The sequence below is a fragment of the Paraburkholderia sp. CI3 genome (assembly GCF_050436505.1).
Taxonomy (GTDB): Bacteria; Pseudomonadota; Gammaproteobacteria; order Burkholderiales; family Burkholderiaceae; genus Paraburkholderia; species Paraburkholderia tuberum.
Genome location: NZ_JBNDMI010000003.1, coordinates 1,307,616 through 1,326,803, shown reverse-complemented (window position 1 = coordinate 1,326,803; position 19,188 = coordinate 1,307,616). Strand labels below are relative to the sequence as shown.

The 19,188-nt window shown below is 63.7% G+C and carries 13 protein-coding genes; 7 read left to right on the top strand and 6 right to left on the bottom strand.

All coding sequences use genetic code 11. The features are described from left to right. Nucleotides 1-142 precede the first annotated feature (142 nt). Nucleotides 143-4,981, top strand: a complete 4,839-nt coding sequence (locus tag OKW29_RS14725) for an NAD-glutamate dehydrogenase (RefSeq protein WP_429291565.1) — start codon at nt 143-145, stop codon at nt 4,979-4,981. 172 nt (nt 4,982-5,153) lie between these two features. After that, entirely contained in the window at nt 5,154-6,059 is a 906-nt protein-coding gene (locus tag OKW29_RS14720) for a cation diffusion facilitator family transporter (RefSeq protein ID WP_429291564.1), read from the top strand. A gap of 139 nt (nt 6,060-6,198) precedes the next feature. Here the strand turns inward: OKW29_RS14720 and OKW29_RS14715 are convergent, their stop codons facing one another. The 3 genes from OKW29_RS14715 to OKW29_RS14705 all read right to left on the bottom strand — a co-directional run bounded on the left by OKW29_RS14715 (nt 6,199) and on the right by OKW29_RS14705 (nt 9,027). After that, on the bottom strand, nt 6,199-7,179 hold the full coding sequence (locus tag OKW29_RS14715; protein WP_018423448.1) for an aldo/keto reductase: 981 nt from the start codon (nt 7,177-7,179) through the stop codon (nt 6,199-6,201). Between the two features lie 326 nt (nt 7,180-7,505). Continuing rightward, nucleotides 7,506-7,811 carry a DUF4148 domain-containing protein gene (locus tag OKW29_RS14710; RefSeq protein WP_429291563.1) on the bottom strand — a complete coding sequence of 102 codons (306 nt, stop codon included), beginning with the start codon at nt 7,809-7,811 and terminating at the stop codon, nt 7,506-7,508. Between the two features lie 211 nt (nt 7,812-8,022). Next, the gene (locus OKW29_RS14705; protein WP_018423444.1) at nt 8,023-9,027 is read right to left on the bottom strand and encodes a LysR family transcriptional regulator; all 1,005 of its coding nucleotides are present in this window, start codon (nt 9,025-9,027) and stop codon (nt 8,023-8,025) included. A 175-nt stretch (nt 9,028-9,202) separates the two neighbouring features. Between OKW29_RS14705 and OKW29_RS14700 the strand changes: the two genes are divergently transcribed. From OKW29_RS14700 to OKW29_RS14680, 5 genes are read left to right on the top strand one after another with little or no spacing between them, the layout of a single operon-like run. Continuing rightward, a complete protein-coding gene (locus tag OKW29_RS14700) occupies nt 9,203-10,069 on the top strand; it encodes an alpha/beta hydrolase (protein ID WP_184025307.1) in 867 nt (288 codons plus the stop codon). Between the two features lie 34 nt (nt 10,070-10,103). Continuing rightward, a complete protein-coding gene (locus OKW29_RS14695) occupies nt 10,104-11,324 on the top strand; it encodes an efflux RND transporter periplasmic adaptor subunit (RefSeq protein WP_429291562.1) in 1,221 nt (406 codons plus the stop codon). A 43-nt stretch (nt 11,325-11,367) separates the two neighbouring features. Next, the gene (locus OKW29_RS14690; protein ID WP_429291561.1) at nt 11,368-14,553 is read left to right on the top strand and encodes an efflux RND transporter permease subunit; all 3,186 of its coding nucleotides are present in this window, start codon (nt 11,368-11,370) and stop codon (nt 14,551-14,553) included. A 13-nt stretch (nt 14,554-14,566) separates the two neighbouring features. Then, on the top strand, nt 14,567-16,228 hold the full coding sequence (locus OKW29_RS14685; protein ID WP_429291560.1) for an efflux transporter outer membrane subunit: 1,662 nt from the start codon (nt 14,567-14,569) through the stop codon (nt 16,226-16,228). Further along, nucleotides 16,131-16,847 (top strand): Nramp family divalent metal transporter, encoded by a 717-nt coding sequence (locus tag OKW29_RS14680; RefSeq protein ID WP_311539297.1) that lies wholly within the window; start codon nt 16,131-16,133, stop codon nt 16,845-16,847. Before OKW29_RS14685 ends, OKW29_RS14680 begins: the two co-directional genes overlap by 98 nt. Before the next feature lie 139 nt (nt 16,848-16,986). Here the strand turns inward: OKW29_RS14680 and flhC are convergent, their stop codons facing one another. The 3 genes from flhC to OKW29_RS14665 form a co-directional block, all read right to left on the bottom strand. Continuing rightward, the gene (gene flhC / locus OKW29_RS14675; protein WP_018423439.1) at nt 16,987-17,556 is read right to left on the bottom strand and encodes a flagellar transcriptional regulator FlhC; all 570 of its coding nucleotides are present in this window, start codon (nt 17,554-17,556) and stop codon (nt 16,987-16,989) included. A 14-nt stretch (nt 17,557-17,570) separates the two neighbouring features. Beyond that, nucleotides 17,571-17,891, bottom strand: a complete 321-nt coding sequence (gene flhD, locus OKW29_RS14670) for a flagellar transcriptional regulator FlhD (RefSeq protein WP_184007179.1) — start codon at nt 17,889-17,891, stop codon at nt 17,571-17,573. 743 nt (nt 17,892-18,634) lie between these two features. Then, on the bottom strand, nt 18,635-19,171 hold the full coding sequence (locus OKW29_RS14665; protein ID WP_429291559.1) for a GNAT family N-acetyltransferase: 537 nt from the start codon (nt 19,169-19,171) through the stop codon (nt 18,635-18,637). Nucleotides 19,172-19,188: the final 17 nt, after the last annotated feature.

Sequence of the window (19,188 nt, the reverse complement as noted above, 5' to 3'; positions counted from 1 at the left end):
CGATTCTTCGACGACCGGTCAGCGGGTATTACCTGACTGCGCGAAACGGCCGTATCGCGTACGCCAGGCGCATAATTCCAAGTCAGACGTTGCCTGCGAATCACGCGATACTCACCATTGCCGCCAGCCAGGGGAGTCGATCATGCAAGCAAAGAACGAAGAAGCCGTCACACACCTGCTGAACGATGTTGTCGAATTTGCGCGGGGGCGGTTGCCGGAGCCGACCTTCAATATCGTCGAACCCTTCCTGCGGCATTACTACGATTTCGTCGACGCGGGCGATCTGCAAAGCCGCTCGATCGCCGATCTGTACGGCGCGGCGCTGGCCCACTGGCAGACCGCGCAGCGCTTCGTGCCGGGCGAGCAGCGGCTGCGCGTGTATAACCCGATCCTCGAACAGCATGGCTGGCATTCCGATCACACGGTGATCGAAATCGTCAACGACGACATGCCGTTCCTCGTCGATTCGGTCTCGATGTCGGTCAACCGGCATCGGCTCGCGCTGCATTCGGTCGTCCATCCGGTATTTCGGGTCTGGCGCGCGCCGGACGGCAGCATCGCGCGCGTGAGCCAAGGTGCCGAAGAAGCCGGCGATACGCGCTCGCATCTGACCTCGTGTATCCATTTCGAGGTCGATCGTTGTGGCGATGCCGCAAAACTCGACGCGTTGCGCGACGACATCGCGCGCGTGCTCGGCGACGTGCGCGCGGCGGTCGAGGATTGGCCGAAGATCATCGAACGCGCGAAGCAGACCATTCAAGATATGAAGGTGCGTGAAACCGGTCCCGAGGGCGTCGAAGCGCGCGCGTTCGTCGAATGGATGGTCGCCGATCATTTCACGTTCCTCGGCCACCGTGATTACGAACTGGTGCAGCACGACGGCGGCTTCGGTTTGCGGGCGGTCGCGGGCTCCGGTCTCGGCATTCTGCGCGATGCGCTGCAGCCGGGCGGTGCGGCGGAAGTCACGCCGTTGCCGCCGGCGGCCGCGGAGATCATCTCCGGGTCGTCGCCGATCTTTCTGACTAAGGCCAATTCGCGCGCCACGGTGCACCGGCCCGGCTATCTCGACTATGTCGGCATCAAGCTGAGCGGCGCCGATGGCAAGGTGACGGGCGAGCGGCGCTTCATCGGCCTGTATACGTCGACCGCTTATTTCGTGTCGGCCGCGGAGATTCCGATCGTGAGGCGCAAATGCGCAAATATCGTCAGACGCGCCGCATTCCTGCCGAAAGGTCATCTGGCGAAATCGCTGGTGACGGTGCTCGAGACCTATCCGCGCGACGAATTGTTCCAGGCCGACGAGGACCAGCTGTACGACACCGCCCTCGGCGTGCTGCGTTTGCAGGAGCATCAGCGCACGCGGCTGTTCGTGCGGCGCGATCGCTTCGATCGCTTCGTATCGTGCCTCGTGTTCGTGTCGCGCGACAAGTACAACACCGATCTGCGGCAGCGCATCGCGAACCTGCTCGCCGACGCATTCAATGGTGAGAACGTCGAATTCACGCCGCTGCTGTCGGAGTCGACGCTCGCGCGAATTCATTTCGTCGTCCATGCCAAGGCGGGCGGCATGCCGAGCGTCGACACGCGCGAGCTCGAAGCGCGCCTCGTGCAGGTCGCGCGACGCTGGCAGGACGATCTGGCCGACGCATTGCTCGACGCGTACGGAGAAGAGCAGGGCAACCGATTGCTGCAGCACTACGCCGATTCGTTCCCGGCCGGCTATCGCGACGACTATCCGGCGCGCACGGCCGTGCGCGATATCGAACTGATCGAGCGCGTGCAGGGCAGCGAGCGGCTCGCGATGAACCTGTACAGGCCGATCGAATCGGGACTGCGCGCGTTCCGTTTCAAGGTGTATCGCGCGGGCCTGCCGATCGCACTGTCGCGCAGCTTGCCGATGCTCGAACATCTGGGGGTGCGCGTCGACGAAGAGCGGCCTTATCTGATCGAGGCGCCCGGTGCGATGCCCGCTTGGATCCACGACTTCGGCCTCGAACTCGCGGACGATACCGAGTTCGACATCGAGCGGGTCAAGGATCTGTTCGAACAGGCGTTCGAGCAGGTGTGGACCGGCACGATCGAAAGCGACGACTTCAACCGCCTCGTGCTGCGCGCGCAACTCAATGCACGCGAGGTGACGATTCTGCGCGCTTACGCGAAGTATTTGCGGCAAGTCGGTTCGACGTTCAGCGACGCGTATATCGAACGCGCGGTGACCGGCAATCCGGCGATTGCGCGCATGCTGGTCGACCTGTTCATCGCGCGCTTCGATCCGGCGCTCGGCGCGGTACGCGAGGCCCGCGTCAACGTTTGTCTGGAGACGATCGACAGCGCGCTCGACCAGGTGCCTAATCTCGACGAAGACCGCATCCTGCGGCAGTTCCTCGGCGTGATCAAGGCGACCAAGCGCACCAACTACTACCGCCATGACGCTCTGGGCCAACCGAAGCCGTATCTGTCGTTCAAGTTCGATCCCGCCCAGGTGCCCGGCTTGCCCGAGCCGAAACCGATGTTCGAGATCTGGGTCTATTCGCCGCGCGTCGAGGGCGTCCATCTGCGAGGCGGGCGCGTCGCGCGCGGCGGCCTGCGCTGGTCTGATCGGCGCGAGGATTTCCGCACGGAAGTGCTCGGCCTGATGAAGGCGCAGATGGTGAAGAACGTGGTGATCGTGCCGGTCGGCTCGAAGGGCGGCTTCGTCGTCAAGAATCCGCCGCCGCAGAGCGAGCGCGATGCGTGGATGCGCGAAGGCGTCGCGTGCTATCAGACCTTTCTGCGCGGCTTGCTCGACGTGACCGACAATCTGGCGAGCACCGACGTCGTGCCACCGCCCGACGTGGTGCGCCACGATCCCGACGACCCGTATCTGGTCGTCGCCGCCGACAAGGGCACGGCCACGTTTTCCGACTACGCTAATGCGATCTCGCAGGAATACGGTTTCTGGCTCGACGACGCGTTCGCGTCGGGCGGCTCGGTCGGCTATGACCACAAGAAGATGGGCATCACCGCGCGCGGCGCGTGGGAGTCGGTCAAGCGGCACTTCCGCGAAATCGGCGTCGACACGCAGAGCGAGGACTTCACGGTGGTCGGTGTCGGCGACATGTCGGGCGACGTGTTCGGCAACGGCATGCTGCTGTCGCCCCATATCAAGCTGCTCGCCGCGTTCGATCACCGCCATATCTTTCTCGATCCGAATCCCGATCCCGCGGCGAGCATGGCGGAGCGCGCGCGGCTCTTCATGCTCGACCGTTCGAGCTGGGCCGATTACGATCCGTCGCTGATCTCGGCCGGCGGCGGCGTGTTCCCGCGCAGCGCGAAGACGATTCCGCTATCGACGGCGGTGCAGGCGGCGCTCGGGATCAGCGCGGCGGCGCTCTCGCCGGCCGAGCTGATGCGCGTGATTCTGCAGGCGCCGGTCGATCTGCTTTACAACGGCGGCATCGGCACCTATGCGAAGGCGAGCCGCGAGACCAATCAGCAGGCGGGCGATCGCGCGAACGACGCGATCCGCGTGAACGGCGCGGATCTGCGCTGCAAGGTCGTGGCCGAGGGCGGCAATCTCGGCTTGACGCAACTCGGGCGCATCGAGTTCGCGCAGCGCGGCGGCCGCATCAATACCGATGCGATCGATAATTCGGCCGGTGTCGATTGCTCGGATCACGAGGTCAACATCAAGATTCTGCTGGGCCTCGTCGTCGCCGACGGCGAGATGACGGAGAAGCAGCGCAATGCGTTGCTTGCCGAAATGACCGACGAAGTCGGTCTGCTCGTGCTGACGGACAACTACTATCAGACCCAGGCTTTGTCGATCGCGGGCCGTTTTGGCGTGGAGCTGCTCGATGCCGAAGCGCGCCTGATGCGCTATCTGGAGAAGGCGGGGCGGCTCAATCGCGTGATCGAGTTTCTGCCCACCGACGAGGACATCGCCGAGCGCGCGGCCGCGAAGCAGGGACTGACGACACCCGAGCGCGCGGTGCTGCTCGCGTACAGCAAGATGTGGCTCTATGACGCGCTGCTCGAATCGTCGATGCCGGAAGACCCGCTCGTCAGCGATATGTTGATCGAGTACTTTCCGAAACCTCTGCGGCAGCGTTTCCGCGAACCGATGCAGCGCCATCCGCTGCGCCGTGAAATCCTCGCGACGCATCTGACCAATGCGCTCGTGAATCGCGTCGGCTGCGAGTTCATGCATCGGCTGATGGAGGAGACCGATGCACAGCCCGGCGACATCGTGCGCGCGTGCATCATGGCGCGCGACGTGTTCGATCTCGATCAGATCTGGCGCAGCATCGACGCGCTCGACAACCGCGTTCCCGACGACGTGCAGGCACGCATGTTCGCGGAGGTCGCGCGGCTCGTCGAACGTTCGGCGCTGTGGTTCCTGCGGCATCTGCAAACGGGCGCGGCCGGCGACGACGTGACCGGCCTGCTCGCGCGCTGTCGCGACGCCGCGCAGCGTCTCGCGCCACAATGGCCGGCGCTGTTGCCTGGCGCGGACCTCGAAGCGTTGTCGGAGCGGCAACGGGTGTTCGTCGATGCGGGTGTCGATAGCGATCTCGCGGTGCGGATCGCGAGCGGCGAGGTGTCGGCCGCTCTGCTCGATATCGCCGAAGTCGCGTCGACGTGCGGGCGCAATCTCGAACAGGTCGCGGGCGTCTACTTCGCGCTCGGCACGCTGCTGAATTACAGCTGGATCAGCGAGCGCGCCGCCTCGTTGCCGGCGCCGACGCATTGGGACATGCTCGCGCGCGCATCGGCGCTCGCCGAACTCGCGCGGCTCAAGCGCGCGCTGACCACGAGCGCATTGGCCGGCGCGACCGATGCATCGACGCCCGATTCGCTGGTGCAAGCGTGGCGCGACAAACGCGCGGCACAGCTCGAGCGTTATACGCGTCTGCTCACCGATCTGCGCGCGACGGGCGGCGCGAGTCTTTCGGTGCTGCTGGTTGTCGTGCGGGAGATGGCGGCGCTAGAGAGGGCGTGAGCCGCACGAATGGTGCAAAGGACGCCTGGGGAACTGGCGGCACGACGGCACATCAGGTCCGATTCCTGCGACCGGGTGTGTCGTTGTCATCCATAATATCGAGTACTTGCCGATCACTGCGCTCGTGCAATACCCAACAATACCCAGCCCGCTCACCGACCCCCGCCAGCAGATGAAAGAAGAATCGCCGAAAGCCATTTTCTACGCACTCGCCGCCAACCTCGGCATCGCCGTCTGCAAGTTCGCCGCGGCGGCGTTCACCGGCTCCGGATCGATGTTCGCCGAAGCGATTCACTCCACCGCCGACTGCGGCAATCAACTGCTGCTGCTATTCGGACTGCGCGAAGCGCGCAAGCCGGTGAGCCCTTTGCATCCGATGGGCAGCGGCCGCGAAATCAACTTCTATTCGCTGCTGGTTGCGTTGCTGCTGTTTTTCGTCGGCGGTGCGTTTTCGGTGTATGAGGGCGTGCATCGACTGATTGCGCGCGAGCCGTTGCAATATGCGTTCGTCGCGTTGGCGGTGCTCGGTGTGTCGGTGGTGCTCGAATCGCTATCGTTGTGGGGCGCGGTCAAGGAGATCCGCAAGACGCATCCGGATAAAAATCTGTGGCACTGGTTTCGCGAGACGCGCGAATCGGATCTGCTGGTCGTGGCCGGCGAAGATATCGCCGCGCTATTCGGTCTCGCGATCGCCTTCGTCGCGGTGCTATCGACGATGGTGACTGGCAGCCCCGTGTATGACGCGCTCGGCTCGGTGGGGATCGGTTTTCTGCTGATGACGATCGCGTTGCTCGTCGCGCGGGAAGTGAAGTCGATGCTCGTCGGCGAATCGGCGAGCCCGGAAGTGCGCAGCGCCATCGACGCGCATCTGCGCGCGCGTCCCGAGATTCGCGGCATCATCAACCTGATCACGCTGCAGTGGGGGCGTCACGTGGTGGTGGCGGTGCAGGCGGAAATGATCGACTACGCGAGCGGCCGCGCGATGGTCGATGCGATCAACGTCATCGAGGCCGATCTGCAGGCCACGTTTCCTCAGGTGCGCTGGGTGTTCTTCGAACCGGATGTGCCGCGCAATTAAAGAAGACTTCTCCACTCGGGCATGAATCGGGTCCATGAACCCCGCGGACGAGAGGAGGCGAGCGGAGGCGAAGCGACGTGCGCTGCGATCGCGGGTCATTCCGCCCGTCCCGGCTGGATGCCAGTGCGCTTCACAGCGTTTATTTGAACCCCGCCACCGCATGCGGCACATACAGTTCTTCGAGCCGGCGAACTTCGTCGTCACTGAGCTTCAACGAGAGCGCCGCAACCGCATCGTCGAGATGATGCAGTTTGGTAGCACCGACAATCGGCGCGGTAATCGGCTTCTTCTGCAGCACCCACGCTAGCGCAACCTGCGCGCGCGGCACGCCGCGCTCTTTCGCGATCTCGCTGACCCGCTCGACGATACGCCGATCTGCTTCCTGCGTGTGCGCGTACAGCGTGCGGCCGAATTCATCGGTTTCCGAGCGCGCGCTTTCGGTGTCCCAGTCGCGCGTCAAGCGTCCGCGGGCAAGCGGACTCCACGGAATCACGCCGATGCCTTCGCTTTCGCACAGCGGCAGCATTTCGCGCTCTTCCTCGCGGTACAGCAGATTCACGTAGTTCTGCATCGTCACGAAGCGCGTCCAGCCATTGCGCTCGGCCACCTGCAGCGCCTTGGCAAACTGCCATGCGTACATCGACGACGCGCCGAGATAGCGCGCCTTGCCGGCTTTCACGACATCGTGCAGCGCTTCCATCGTTTCTTCGATTGGCGTGCCGTAGTCCCAGCGATGGATCTGATACAGGTCGACATAGTCGGTACCGAGCCGCCGCAGGCTGTTATCGATCTCCGCCATGATCGCCTTGCGCGACAGCCCCGCGCCGTTCGGGCCCGGATGCATGCGGCTATTGACCTTGGTGGCGAGCACGATCTCATCGCGCTTCGCAAAGTCCTTCAGCGCACGGCCGACGATTTCCTCGCTGGTGCCGTCCGAATAGACGTTGGCCGTGTCGAAGAAGTTGATGCCGTGATCGAGCGCCTGCTTGATGAAAGGCCGCGCGGCTTCGTCGTCGAGCGACCAGGGGTGCGTGCCGCGCGAGGGTACGCCATAACTCATACAGCCGAGACAGAGACGCGATACATCGAGGCCGGTGCGGCCGAGTTTCACATAATCCATCGTGTTGCTCCTATAGTGAAGCGCACAAACCCGCTGCGAGGGAAGGAAGTTCGATTATAGGGAAACGACGGCAAGCGAGTCGTCACGGGCCGCACCGCTTTCGATCGCTTCAATGCGAATGCGCCCGCGAAGCCACTTCGCGGGCGCATGACGGCGAGTGCCGTGAACCAACGCTCAATTCCGTACCGGGCGATACGGTGTCCACACGGGCGTGTCGGTATTCCAGTTGTCGAGTTCCGATGGTGTCATGATGTGCTCCTTGATGAAGAGGCGCGCAGTTTTGCGCCGCAAGCGCGCCGGGTTCTGAATCAACTACTTCTAACTCGTTACTGGCCCTTCGCAATGCGCGTCACTTCGCCGTTCGTTCCTTCCTGCAACGCGATGCGCGCGGCTTGCGTCTGGCCGATCAGGCCTTTGTCCGGATACGAGGTGCGATTCAGTGAGGGCAGCGAGCCGTCGCGATACGCTGCGACCAGTTCGGCCTTGACCTCGGCGCGTGTCTTCGTGCTCGCGGCCGGCGCCGGTTGCGTGTCATACGTTCCCGCGCGGCCGATACCGCCGCCGCCTTGCGCAAATGCCGGAACGCTGACGAGCAGCGACAGAGCGAGGCCCGCCAACAGATTGCGTTTCATGATTCACTCCTGTCGATTCATTGGCAGCGCGATGGCGCTGCGACAGGGTGAAATGTAGACGTCGACGCGGTGTGGATAAATCGCGGTTTTGCGAAATGAATTGTCGCGATTCAGGAACAATCGCGAGCGAGGCTTCACCGGGGCCGTGCGATTGCACGGTTGCCGCGGCATTGGCGCCGCGGCTGGAATTCACTGTTTCACTTCCCGTACTTCATGCGACCCATTCGGTCATCACCGGCGTGTCGAGCGCCGGCGCGGACTCGCGCTGCTCGAATGTGCGCTTCGTGCAGGTGGCGTCGAGAGTGCCGCGTCCGCTCAGCAATGGGCAACGATCGAACAGCTCCGCGATCCAGTCTACGAAAACGCGGACTTTCGGCGACAGATGACGACTGTGCGGATAGACTGCCGAAATCGGCATCGGCAAGGGTTTCAAGTCCGGCAGTACTTCGACGAGCTGACCCGAGCCCAGATGCGGCAGCACCATGAAGCGCGCCGGCTGAATCAGGCCGAAGCCTTCGAGTCCGCAGGTCACGTAGGCATCCGCGTCGTTGACCGACACGATGCTTTTCATCTTCACTTCCACTTCGTTGCCGTTCACCAGGAACGCCCAGTCGAGCGTGCGTCCCGTGCGGCTCGAGAAGTAGTTGACGGCTTTGTGATTGTCGAGATCTTCGAGCGAAGCGGGCACGCCCGCGCGCTTGATGTAGTCGGGCGACGCGCAGGTCACGCCCTCGAACAGACCGATGCGGCGCGCGACCAGCGACGAATCCTGCAACGCGCCGACACGCACCACGCAATCGACACCTTCTTGCAGCAGATCGACGGGCCGGTCGGTCAGGCCCAGTTGCAGATCGATGTCCGGATAGCGCGTGTGGAATTCGCACAGCGACGGAATGACGAGCAGACGGCCAATCGAGCCCGGCATGTCGATGCGTAGCTTGCCGTGCGGCTTCTTGTTGCCGCTCTGGAAACTCGCCTCGGTCTCTTCGACGTCCGCAAGGATGCGCACGCAGCGCTCGTAGTACGCGGCGCCATCGGGCGTCAGCGACAGACGGCGGGTGGTCCGGTGCATCAGCCGCGTGCCGAGAAACGCTTCGAGGTTCTGAATAATCGTAGTAACCGATGCGCGCGGCAGGTCGAGCGTTTCCGCTGCGCGGGTAAAGCTGTTGGTGTCGACGACGCGCGTGAACACTTGCATGGCCTGAAGCCGGTCCATTGCAAACCTCCAGAAGGGGCTGGTGCACAGGCGGGAATGGAGTCCGCGAAAACAATCACAACGGGATTGTTCAAAGGCACCGAATTGTGTTGCCGGATTATAGGCATTTATTTGCGAGTCTGCCGAACCCACAATTCGCACCATTGAAGTTCTATGCGCATTTGCGCGGCTCGACATGGATGCATTCAAATCGCCGTACCCGCCTTTTTCCACCGGCGTTTCCGCCGAAGACACTGGCGCTGAGGCCAATGACGCAACGCTTGAAGTCACCGACGTGGATATCGATGGGTACGCTCAACCCATTACGTTGCGCCTGTATCGGCTGACGAAAAAAACCGCGTTGCCGGTGCTGCTTTATTTTCACGGCGGCGGTTTTACGAAGGGTTCGATCGAGTGCGCGGACTTCGCCGCGCGGTATTTCGCAGAACACTTACCGGCGCTCGTGGTGTCGGTCGGTTATTCGCTCGCGCCGCGGTTTCCGTTTCCAGCCGCGCCGGAAGACGCGCATCGCGCGGCGCTGTGGGTGCAGACGCGGGCGCGGGCGTTTGGTGGCAATAGCAGAAAGATCGGCGTGGCGGGCCATGACGCGGGCGGCCAACTCGCCAATTGTCTCGCGTTCATCGCGCGCGATCGTGGCGACGTGCCGATCAGCGCGCAGGCGCTGTTCGGCCCGATGCTGGATCCGAGCCTGACGCGGCTCGGCGACGAGCAGCGGCTCGGCTCGGACATCACCGCGCGCGAGTGCGCCGCGTGTTATCGCGCGTATCTGCCGCAAGCGTCTCAGCGCATGCATCCGTATGCGGCGCCGCTCGAATCGTCGCGGCTCGCCGGCTTGCCGGCCACGCTGATCGCGACCGCGCAGAACGACGTGCTGCACGTCGAGGCCGAGAAGTATGCAAGCAATCTGATCGACGCGGGCGTGCAGACCCAGGTGGTGCGCTTTCCGAGCGTGTCGCACGCGGCGCTCGCCGATCATCCGCCCGCTTTGCAGGAAGCGGTGCGCTTTTTCCAGTGGCGCTTCGACGCGCGCGCTCATCGATAAACAGAAATTCAATCAACGATACCGGGAGCTACACATGACTATCCTTCCTCTTTCCCGCCGCCGCGTGGCGTTAGCCGCCGTGGTCGTCGTCGTCCTTGCCGGGCTTGGCACGTTCGGCGCGATTCGTGTCGATGCGAGCTCGCCGGCCGCACCCACCATCGTGCCGGAAGTAGACGTGGCGACCGTCGTGCAGAAGACGATCACCGACTGGCAGTCCTATTCGGGGCGTCTCGAAGCCGTGCAGAAAGTGGACGTGCGTTCGCAGGTGCCGGGCACGATCGTGTCAGTCAACTTCAAGGACGGCGCGCTCGTGAAGCAGGGCGACACGCTGTTCGTGATCGATCCGCGTCCGTACGCGGCCGAAGTCGATCGCGCGCAAGCGCAGCTCGCGGCCGCGCAGGCGCGCACCGGCTACACGCAAAGCGACTGGGAACGCGCGCAACGGCTGATCGTCGACAACGCGATCGCCAAACGCGACTACGACGAGAAGCAGAACGCCGCGCGCGAGGCGAGCGCGAACCTGAAGGCCGCACAAGCCGCGCTGGAAACCGCGCGCATCAATCTCGGCTACACGAAGATCGTCGCGCCGGTGTCGGGCCGCGTGTCGCGCGCGGAGATCACGGTCGGTAACGTGGTGGCGGCGGGCGCCAGTTCGGTGCCGCTGACGACGCTCGTGTCGGTGTCGCCGATCTACGCGTCGTTCGACGCGGACGAGCAGACCTACCTGCAATACCTGAGCCGCGCGAAGGACGGCAGCAAGGTGCCGGTCGAACTCGGTCTCGCCGATGAATCCGGCTACTCGCGCAGCGGCACGATCGAGTCGGTCGACAACCGGCTCGACACGTCGTCGGGCACGATCCGCGTGCGCGCGAAGTTCGACAACGCGGACGGCGCGCTGATTCCGGGCCTCTACGCGCGCATCAAGGTTGGGGGCAGCGCACCGCATCCGGCGCTGTTGATCGACGATGCCGCGGTCGGCACCGACCAGGACAAGAAGTTCGTGCTGGTCGTCGATCAGGGCAATCACGTCGTTTATCGCGGGATCACGACGGGTTCGATGCAAGGCAATCTGCGCGTCGTCAAGGACGGCCTGAAGCCGGGCGATCGGATCGTCGTCAACGGCGTTCAGCGCGTGCGTCCAGGCGACATGGTGCGCGCGCACATGGTGCCGATGACGACCGACGACGACCCGAACAGCGCAGCGCTCGCGCAGTCGCGTGCCAAGGCCGAGGCCGGCGCGAAAGGCAATTCGTGAGCCGCATGCTCCAACGCGCATGCTCCAACGTTAAGAGCTTCCAATGAACATATCCAAATTCTTCATCGATCGCCCGATCTTCGCAGGCGTGCTATCGGTATTGATCCTGCTCGGGGGCATCATCTCGCTGTTCAAGCTGCCCATTTCCGAGTATCCGGAAGTGGTGCCGCCTTCGGTGGTGGTGCACGCGCAGTATCCGGGCGCGAATCCGAAGGTGATCGCCGAAGCGGTCGCCGCGCCGCTCGAAGAGCAGATCAATGGTGTCGAGAACATGTTGTACATGCAGTCGCAGGCCAATAGCGACGGCAATCTGACGCTGACCGTCACGTTCAAGCTCGGCACCAATCCCGACCTCGCGACGCAGCTCGTGCAGAACCGCGTCAATCAGGCGCTGCCGCGTCTGCCGGAAGACGTGCAGCGGCTCGGCGTGACGACGATCAAGAGTTCGCCGACGCTGACGATGGTCGTGCACCTGATCTCGCCGAACGATCGCTACGACATGACGTATCTGCGCAATTACGCGCTGCTCAACGTGAAGGATCGGCTCGCGCGGATTCAGGGCGTCGGCGAAGTGCAACTGTGGGGCTCGGGCGATTACGCAATGCGTATCTGGCTCGATCCGCAGAAAGTCGCGCAGCGCGGTCTCACGGCGACCGAAGTCGTCAACGCGATCCGCGAGCAGAACATCCAGGTCGCGGCCGGTGTGATCGGTGCGTCGCCGTCGGTGCCGGGCACGCAGTTGCAGTTGTCGGTGAATGCGCGCGGCCGTTTGAAGACCGAGGGCGAATTCGGCGACATCATCGTGAAGACCACGCCCGACGGCGGCGTGACCTATCTGCGCGATATTGCCCGGATCGAGCTCGCGGCGTCGGAATATGGCCTGCGTTCGCTGCTCGACAATAAGCCCGCGGTTGCGCTCGCGATCAATCAGGCGCCGGGTGCGAACTCGCTCGCGATTTCAGAGCAGGTGCGCGCGGCGATGAAGGAACTCGCCGAAGACATGCCGGCCGGCGTCGAATACCGGATCGTCTACGACCCGACGCAGTTCGTGCGTTCGAGTATCGAGGCGGTGATCCATACGCTGCTCGAAGCGATCGCGCTGGTCGTGATCGTCGTGATCGTGTTCCTGCAGACGTGGCGCGCGTCGATCATTCCGTTGATCGCGGTGCCGGTGTCGATCGTCGGCACGTTCTCGCTGCTGCTTGCGTTCGGCTTCTCGATCAACGCGTTGTCGCTGTTCGGCATGGTGCTCGCGATCGGTATCGTGGTCGACGATGCGATCGTCGTGGTGGAGAACGTCGAGCGCAACATCGAAAGCGGGCTCAGTGCGCGCGATGCGACCTACAAGGCGATGCGCGAAGTGAGTGGGCCGATCATCGCGATCGCGCTGACGCTCGTCGCCGTGTTCGTGCCGCTCGCGTTCATGACGGGTCTCACGGGCCAGTTCTACAAGCAGTTCGCGATGACCATCGCGATCTCGACGGTGATCTCGGCGTTCAATTCGCTGACGCTGTCGCCGGCGTTGTCCGCGCTGCTGCTGCGCAGCCACGGCGAGAAGGAAGACTGGCTGACGCATGTGATGAACCGTGTGCTCGGCGGCTTCTTCAAGCGTTTCAACAAGGTCTTTCATCGCGGTTCGGAAGCCTACGGCCGCGGCGTGACCGGCGTGCTGAGCCGCAAGGGCGCGATGCTCGCGGTGTACGCGATCCTCGTCGGTGCAACCGTATTGGTGGCGCGGGTCGTGCCGGGCGGCTTCGTGCCCGCGCAGGACAAGGAGTATCTGATCGCGTTCGCGCAGTTGCCGAACGGTGCGTCGCTCGATCGCACGGAGAAGGTGATCCGCGATATGAGCGCGATCGCGCTGAAGCAGCCGGGCGTCGAAAGCGCGGTGGCCTTCCCTGGTCTGTCGGTGAATGGCTTCACGAATAGTTCGAGCGCGGGCATCGTGTTCGTCACGCTGAAGCCGTTCAAGGAGCGCGGCAACAAGAAGCTCTCGGCAGGCGCGATTGCCGGTGCGCTGAACCAGCAGTACGGCGCGATCAAGGACTCGTTCGTCGCGGTGTTCCCGCCGCCGCCGGTGCTCGGGCTCGGCACACTCGGCGGCTTCAAGATGCAGCTCGAAGATCACGGCGCGCTCGGTTACGCGGAACTCAACAAGGCTGCCGAAGCATTCGTGAAGCGCGCGGCGCAAACGCCCGAACTTGGGCCGACCTTTTCCAGCTATCAGATCAACGTGCCGCAGCTGAACGTCGATCTCGATCGCGTGAAGGCGAAGCAGCTCGGCGTGCCGGTCACGGACGTGTTCGACACGATGCAGATCTATCTGGGCTCGCTGTACGTGAACGACTTCAACCGCTTCGGTCGCGTGTATCAGGTGCGCGTGCAGGCGGATGCGCCGTTCCGTCAACGCGCCGACGACATCCTGCAACTGAAGACGCGCAACGCGGCGGGCGAGATGGTGCCGTTGTCATCGCTCGTCACGGTGACGCCGACCTACGGACCGGAGATGGTGGTGCGCTACAACGGCTACACGGCGGCCGACATCAACGGCGGCCCAGCGCCCGGCTTTTCGTCGGGACAGGCGCAGGCCGCGGCCGAACGCGTGGCCGCCGAGGTGCTGCCGCGCGGCGTGAAGCTCGAGTGGACCGACCTCACGTATCAGCAGATCCTCGCCGGCAACGCGGGCATGTGGGTGTTCCCGATCAGCGTGCTGCTGGTGTTCCTCGTGCTCGCCGCGCTGTACGAAAGCCTGACGCTGCCGCTGGCCGTGATCCTGATCGTGCCGATGAGCGTGCTGTCTGCGCTGACCGGCGTGTGGCTCACCGGTGGCGACAACAACATCTTCACGCAGATCGGTTTGATGGTACTGGTGGGCTTGTCCGCGAAGAACGCGATCCTGATCGTCGAGTTTGCGCGTGAGCTCGAACACGACGGACGCAGTCCGCTGCAGGCCGCGATCGAAGCGAGCCGTCTGCGTCTGCGGCCGATTCTGATGACGTCGATCGCCTTCATCATGGGCGTGGTGCCGCTGGTGTTGTCGAGCGGCGCGGGCTCGGAGATGCGTCACGCGATGGGCGTCGCGGTGTTCTTCGGCATGCTCGGCGTCACGCTGTTCGGCCTGATGCTGACGCCGGTGTTCTATGTGGTGCTGCGTTCGCTCGCGGGCGGGACGATTCACGTCGCGCAGAAAGATGCGCCGCGCTACGGCGCGCCCGTTACGGACGCCTGAGGAGAAAACAACAATGAAACGCTATGAATCTCGCTTTGTATCTTTGCGCGGATGGGGCCGCGCGGCCGCGAGCGGTTTGCTGATCGCGCTGCTGGCCGCTTGTTCGGTCGAGCCGACGTACAAGCGGCCCGACGTCGATACGCCGGCGGCGTTCAAGGAAGCGCCGGCGATGGCGACGTCGGCGGCGTCGAGCGTGGCGGCTGGTTCGGCCGCGCCGGCGCAAAACACCGGCACGTGGAAGCCGGCCCAGCCCGCCGACGACGCCCTGCGTGGCGAATGGTGGAAGGTGTTCGGCGACCCGCAACTCGACGCGCTCGAAGAGCAGGCCGCCGCCGCGAACCAGGACCTGAAGGCCGCAGCCGCGCGCGTGCAGCAGGCGCGCGCGGTCACGCAGGCGGCGAAGTCCGACTGGTTCCCGAAGCTCGACGCGGGCTTCGGCCCGACCCGGGAGCGTGCGTCGGCGGCGTCGCAATTCCTGCCGGACAGCGCGGGCGGCACGACCGGCACGATCTGGCGCGCGCAGGTCGGCGCGTCGTATGAGGCGGATCTGTTCGGGCGGGTCAGCTCGAACGTGAACGCGTCGCGCTCGGACGAGCAGCAGAGCGAAGCGCTGTTTCGCTCGGTGCAACTGTCGTTGCAGGCCGACGTCGCGCAGAACTACTTCCAGTTGCGCGAGCTCGACACCGACCAGGATCTGTATCGCCGCACCGTCGCGTTGCGCGAGGACACGCTGAAGCTCGTCGAGCGGCGCTTCAAGGAAGGCGATATCAGCGAGCTGGATCTGTCGCGCTCGCGTAACGAGCTCGCGAGCGCGCGTGCCGATGCGGTCGGCGTGGCGCGGCAACGGGCGGCCTCGGAGCATAGCCTCGCGATTCTGCTCGGCAAGCCGCCCGCGGATTTCTCGTTCGCGGAACAACCGCTCGCGCCGGTGGCGGTTCGCGTGCCGCCGGGTTTGCCGTCGGCGCTGCTCGAACGCAGGCCGGACATCGCGGCAGCCGAACGCGCGATGCAGGCAGCGAATGCGCGCGTCGGGCTCGCGAAGTCGGCGTTCTTCCCGAAGCTCGACATCACGGGCGCGTTCGGCTTTGAATCGGCGACGCTCGGCGATCTGTTCATGTGGTCGAGCCGCGCGTTCATCCTCGGTCCGTTCGCGGGTACCGCGCTGACGGTGCCGATCTTCGACGGCGGCCGCCGCAAGGCCAATCTCGCGCAGGCCCGTTCGAAGTACGACGAGGACGTCGCGCAATATCGCCAGCAGGTGCTCGTGGCGTTCCGTGAAGTCGAGGACAATCTTGCCGATCTGCGCTTGCTCGACGATCAGATGCGCGAGCAGAACGACGCGGTCGATGCGTCGCAGCGCGCCGCGCATCTGTCGAGCACGCAGTACACGGAGGGCGCGGTCAGCTATCTCGACGTGATCGATGGCGAGCGGCAGGTGCTGCAGTCGCAATTGCAGGCGAGCCATCTGGCGGGCACGCAGGCGGTCGCGACCGTGAATCTGATTCGCGCGCTCGGTGGCGGTTGGGGCGATGTGAGGGCGGGGGATACGGCGGTGGGGGCGGCGCCGGTGCCGGTTGGTGCTTCCGGCGGCGCGGCGGCTTCGCTGGCTGCGGCTTCCGGCTCTGCGGCCGGTGCCGCATCGGTTTCAGCGCAGCAGCAGGTGGCGAAGCGCTGAATTCCTAAGCCTGTTGGCAAGCGCTTCATCGACCTCATCAACGACGCTTGGCATTCTCGGCGCGACGGTGATGCCGCATAACCTGTATCTGCACTCGTCGATCGTGCAGACCCGCGCGGTGAAGCGCGATCCGGCCAGCATCCGCTCGGCGATCGGCATGTCACGCATCGACACGATCGCATCGCTCGTGATCGCGGCGCTGATCAACATGGCGATCCTGATTCTCGCGGCCGCCGCGTTTTACGCGACGGGCCACGACCAGGTCACGCAGATCGAGGACGCCTACCGGCTGCTAGCGCCGATCGTCGGCACCGGCTTCGCCGCCTTCCTGTTCGCGATCACGCTGCTCGCGTCGGGACAAAGCTCGACGTTCACCGGTACGGTGGCGGGGCAGGTCATCATGGAAGGCTTCCTGAAAATGAAGATTCCGTGCTGGCAGCGGCGCTTCATCACGCGAGCGCTCGCGCTGTATCCGCTGATCCGCATGACTAGCGACCGATCGCTGATAGGCGAATTCGCCAACACGCTGCCGACGCGCCTGCTCGTGTGGACGCTGTTTGTTGCGATCAGTGCGGCGAATCTGTGGCTCGTTGCCCAGACGGTGGGGCTGGCCGGTTGATCTGAACGACCGGTATTCGGCACGCCGGTCTGCCCGGCGCGAAGGCGAAAAAAATCCGCGCAGTTCAATCACTGCGCGGAATCATGTGAGCTTCGGTTTGAATCGGGTCGAGCGCGTCTCGCGACGGCGAATCGATCGGTCAAGCGGCCTGCGCGACCTGCGCCGCATCGAGCGCTTCCCGGCGCGCGGCTGCTGCCTTCTTCGTCTTGCCGGCACGCGACGGCGGCTGGCAGGCGCCGCACACGACGTTGTGCTGCAGGTCGTGCTTGTGCGCGACGAACTTGCCGGTACAGCGGCAGCATCTGGTCAACTGCAGGATGTCGGCGTCGAAGAAACGCACGAGCGTCCACGCGCGCGTCAGATCGAGCACCGGCTCGGTTTCGCTGTGCTGACAGTGTTCGAGATACAGCCGATAGCCCTTGGTCAGCGCATCCAGATGCGAGCAGCGCGCTTCGTTCTTGAGGAACAGGTACGTGTTGTAGAACAGCGACGCGTGAATGTTCGCGAGCCACGTCATGTACCAGTCCGCCGAGAACGGCAGCATGCCCTTGGGCGGCGATACGCCCTTGACCTCGCGATACAGGCGGATCATACGGTCGCGCGACAGCGTCAACTCGCTCTCGAGCACCTGCATGCGGGCGCCGAGTTCGATCAGTGCGATCGCGCGAAATACTTCCTGTGCATCTTCGGTCAGGCTTCGCTTGAGCATTGCAGTCACCTCGATCAGGCAAATTGCTCGGCGGGCTGGCCTGCAAGCAGGATCGCCGTGTGGGTCGGTGCAACTGCGGTGTGCTTCGTCGTTTGCGTCAACGCCGACAGCATCGCGTGGTCGTTGAAGCGGAAGAAGCACAAAAGCTGGTCGGAAGCGGCCAGCTTGACGATTTGCGCGAGCGACAGCCCGGCAAGCAAGTCAGCCAGTTCCGACGATAGTCCCAGCCGGAACATTCCGACCGGTTTGTCCTCGCGCAACATGCGTTGCGCGAGCATGATGTAAGACAAGTTGATCTCGCGGATTGAATCCAGCGTCTCGCTGCTACGGTCCATTTTGTCTGTTTCCGAAGCCCCGAATTACTATGTCGGCTTTGCGCCGTTATGTCTTTTCTGCCTCGCCGGCAACGTGGCCTCCGGCTACATGTTGCTACTTGCTACAGACAGCGAACATTTGATACAAGACGTTACATTTAGTAACAGCTCGGGACGAATTGTATGAAGGCTAAAAGCAGAAATCAATCCCTTCTCAAAAAAATATCTCAAAAAACTACATCATTTTTCGGTAAGTTTTTCACGCCATTGTAATGAATGATGCCAAGTGAATTTATAGCCTTTCGACACTGGCCTCTATTCCATGAAAACCCTTGCTGGATGGGCATCCTACGCGACTGTCCGAGACGTGCGTCCGCACCGCGCGGCGATCGGTAAATTTGTTTTGGATTAGAAAGGAACAGAAAGCGATGGAATGGACGGTAATAAATACTCGCGCTGGGTGGCGCGTGAGGGGCGGATGGAGCCTGTAACCGTATGAAGCGTCCCCCGTTACAAACTACGCAAACGAGGGCCGGATTTGTAACGGCTCGATGAGGATGGGCAGCCGGTCTGGCGCACGCGTGCGACCCCGAGACCGAACAGCGGTCGCAGACGCGTACCGATCACGTTGCGGACGGAGGCTGCGAGAAGCCAGTGCCGTGCAGGCTGCCTGACATGATGTCGGTGCAATAGGACGACATTACAACGTTGACGAGGCGCCGGGAATGGCCGCAAGGAGGCGTTGTCAATGATTCCCGGGGGCGCTATGCGAGGAATCGCGCCATCAGATCCTCGTCATGGAACACCCCGTCGACGTTCAAGGCGCCGACTTCGCACCCATATTTGCGAAAGCCGAGCGATTCATACAGCCTGCGCGCCGCGTCGTTGCGGCTACCCACGGTCAGCTGCACCTGTCGCAAACCGACGACGCGCGCCGCGCGCGTCAGCAACTCGCCGAGCAGCGCGCGCCCGACCCCACGACCAGCCGCTTCCTGTGCGACATACATGCCGACCACGTTCGCCTTGTGCCGCTCCTTGTGGGCTTTATTGCGCAGCAGACCGACGACGCCGATCAGCGGAGCGTCGGCCGACGCATACGCGCCAAGCAGAAACGTGCCTTCCGTCTCCGAGCCCTGCAGTGTCGCGTCATGCTGCCCGGCGCCTTTCGCCAGCGCTTCGTCGTGGCTTTGTCCGAACGAAGCGGGGTGCGCCTTCAGCCCGCGCAGACGAAGCTGGAAATAGGCGTCCCGGTCGGCGGGTCCGAGTTGGCGGATCAGCAGGGTGTCGGCGTTGACGGACATCTCGCTTATTCGTGGTG

What these genes read in the sequence shown, in the direction of transcription:
- OKW29_RS14725 (WP_429291565.1), top strand. Translation starts at nt 143, where the DNA reads ATGCAAGCAAAGAACGAAGAAGCCGTCACACACCTGCTGAACGATGTT.
- OKW29_RS14720 (WP_429291564.1), top strand. Translation starts at nt 5,154, where the DNA reads ATGAAAGAAGAATCGCCGAAAGCCATTTTCTACGCACTCGCCGCCAAC.
- OKW29_RS14715 (WP_018423448.1), bottom strand. Translation starts at nt 7,179, where the DNA reads ATGGATTATGTGAAACTCGGCCGCACCGGCCTCGATGTATCGCGTCTC.
- OKW29_RS14710 (WP_429291563.1), bottom strand. Translation starts at nt 7,811, where the DNA reads ATGAAACGCAATCTGTTGGCGGGCCTCGCTCTGTCGCTGCTCGTCAGC.
- OKW29_RS14705 (WP_018423444.1), bottom strand. Translation starts at nt 9,027, where the DNA reads ATGGACCGGCTTCAGGCCATGCAAGTGTTCACGCGCGTCGTCGACACC.
- OKW29_RS14700 (WP_184025307.1), top strand. Translation starts at nt 9,203, where the DNA reads ATGGATGCATTCAAATCGCCGTACCCGCCTTTTTCCACCGGCGTTTCC.
- OKW29_RS14695 (WP_429291562.1), top strand. Translation starts at nt 10,104, where the DNA reads ATGACTATCCTTCCTCTTTCCCGCCGCCGCGTGGCGTTAGCCGCCGTG.
- OKW29_RS14690 (WP_429291561.1), top strand. Translation starts at nt 11,368, where the DNA reads ATGAACATATCCAAATTCTTCATCGATCGCCCGATCTTCGCAGGCGTG.
- OKW29_RS14685 (WP_429291560.1), top strand. Translation starts at nt 14,567, where the DNA reads ATGAAACGCTATGAATCTCGCTTTGTATCTTTGCGCGGATGGGGCCGC.
- flhC (WP_018423439.1), bottom strand. Translation starts at nt 17,556, where the DNA reads ATGCTCAAGCGAAGCCTGACCGAAGATGCACAGGAAGTATTTCGCGCG.
- flhD (WP_184007179.1), bottom strand. Translation starts at nt 17,891, where the DNA reads ATGGACCGTAGCAGCGAGACGCTGGATTCAATCCGCGAGATCAACTTG.
- OKW29_RS14665 (WP_429291559.1), bottom strand. Translation starts at nt 19,171, where the DNA reads ATGTCCGTCAACGCCGACACCCTGCTGATCCGCCAACTCGGACCCGCC.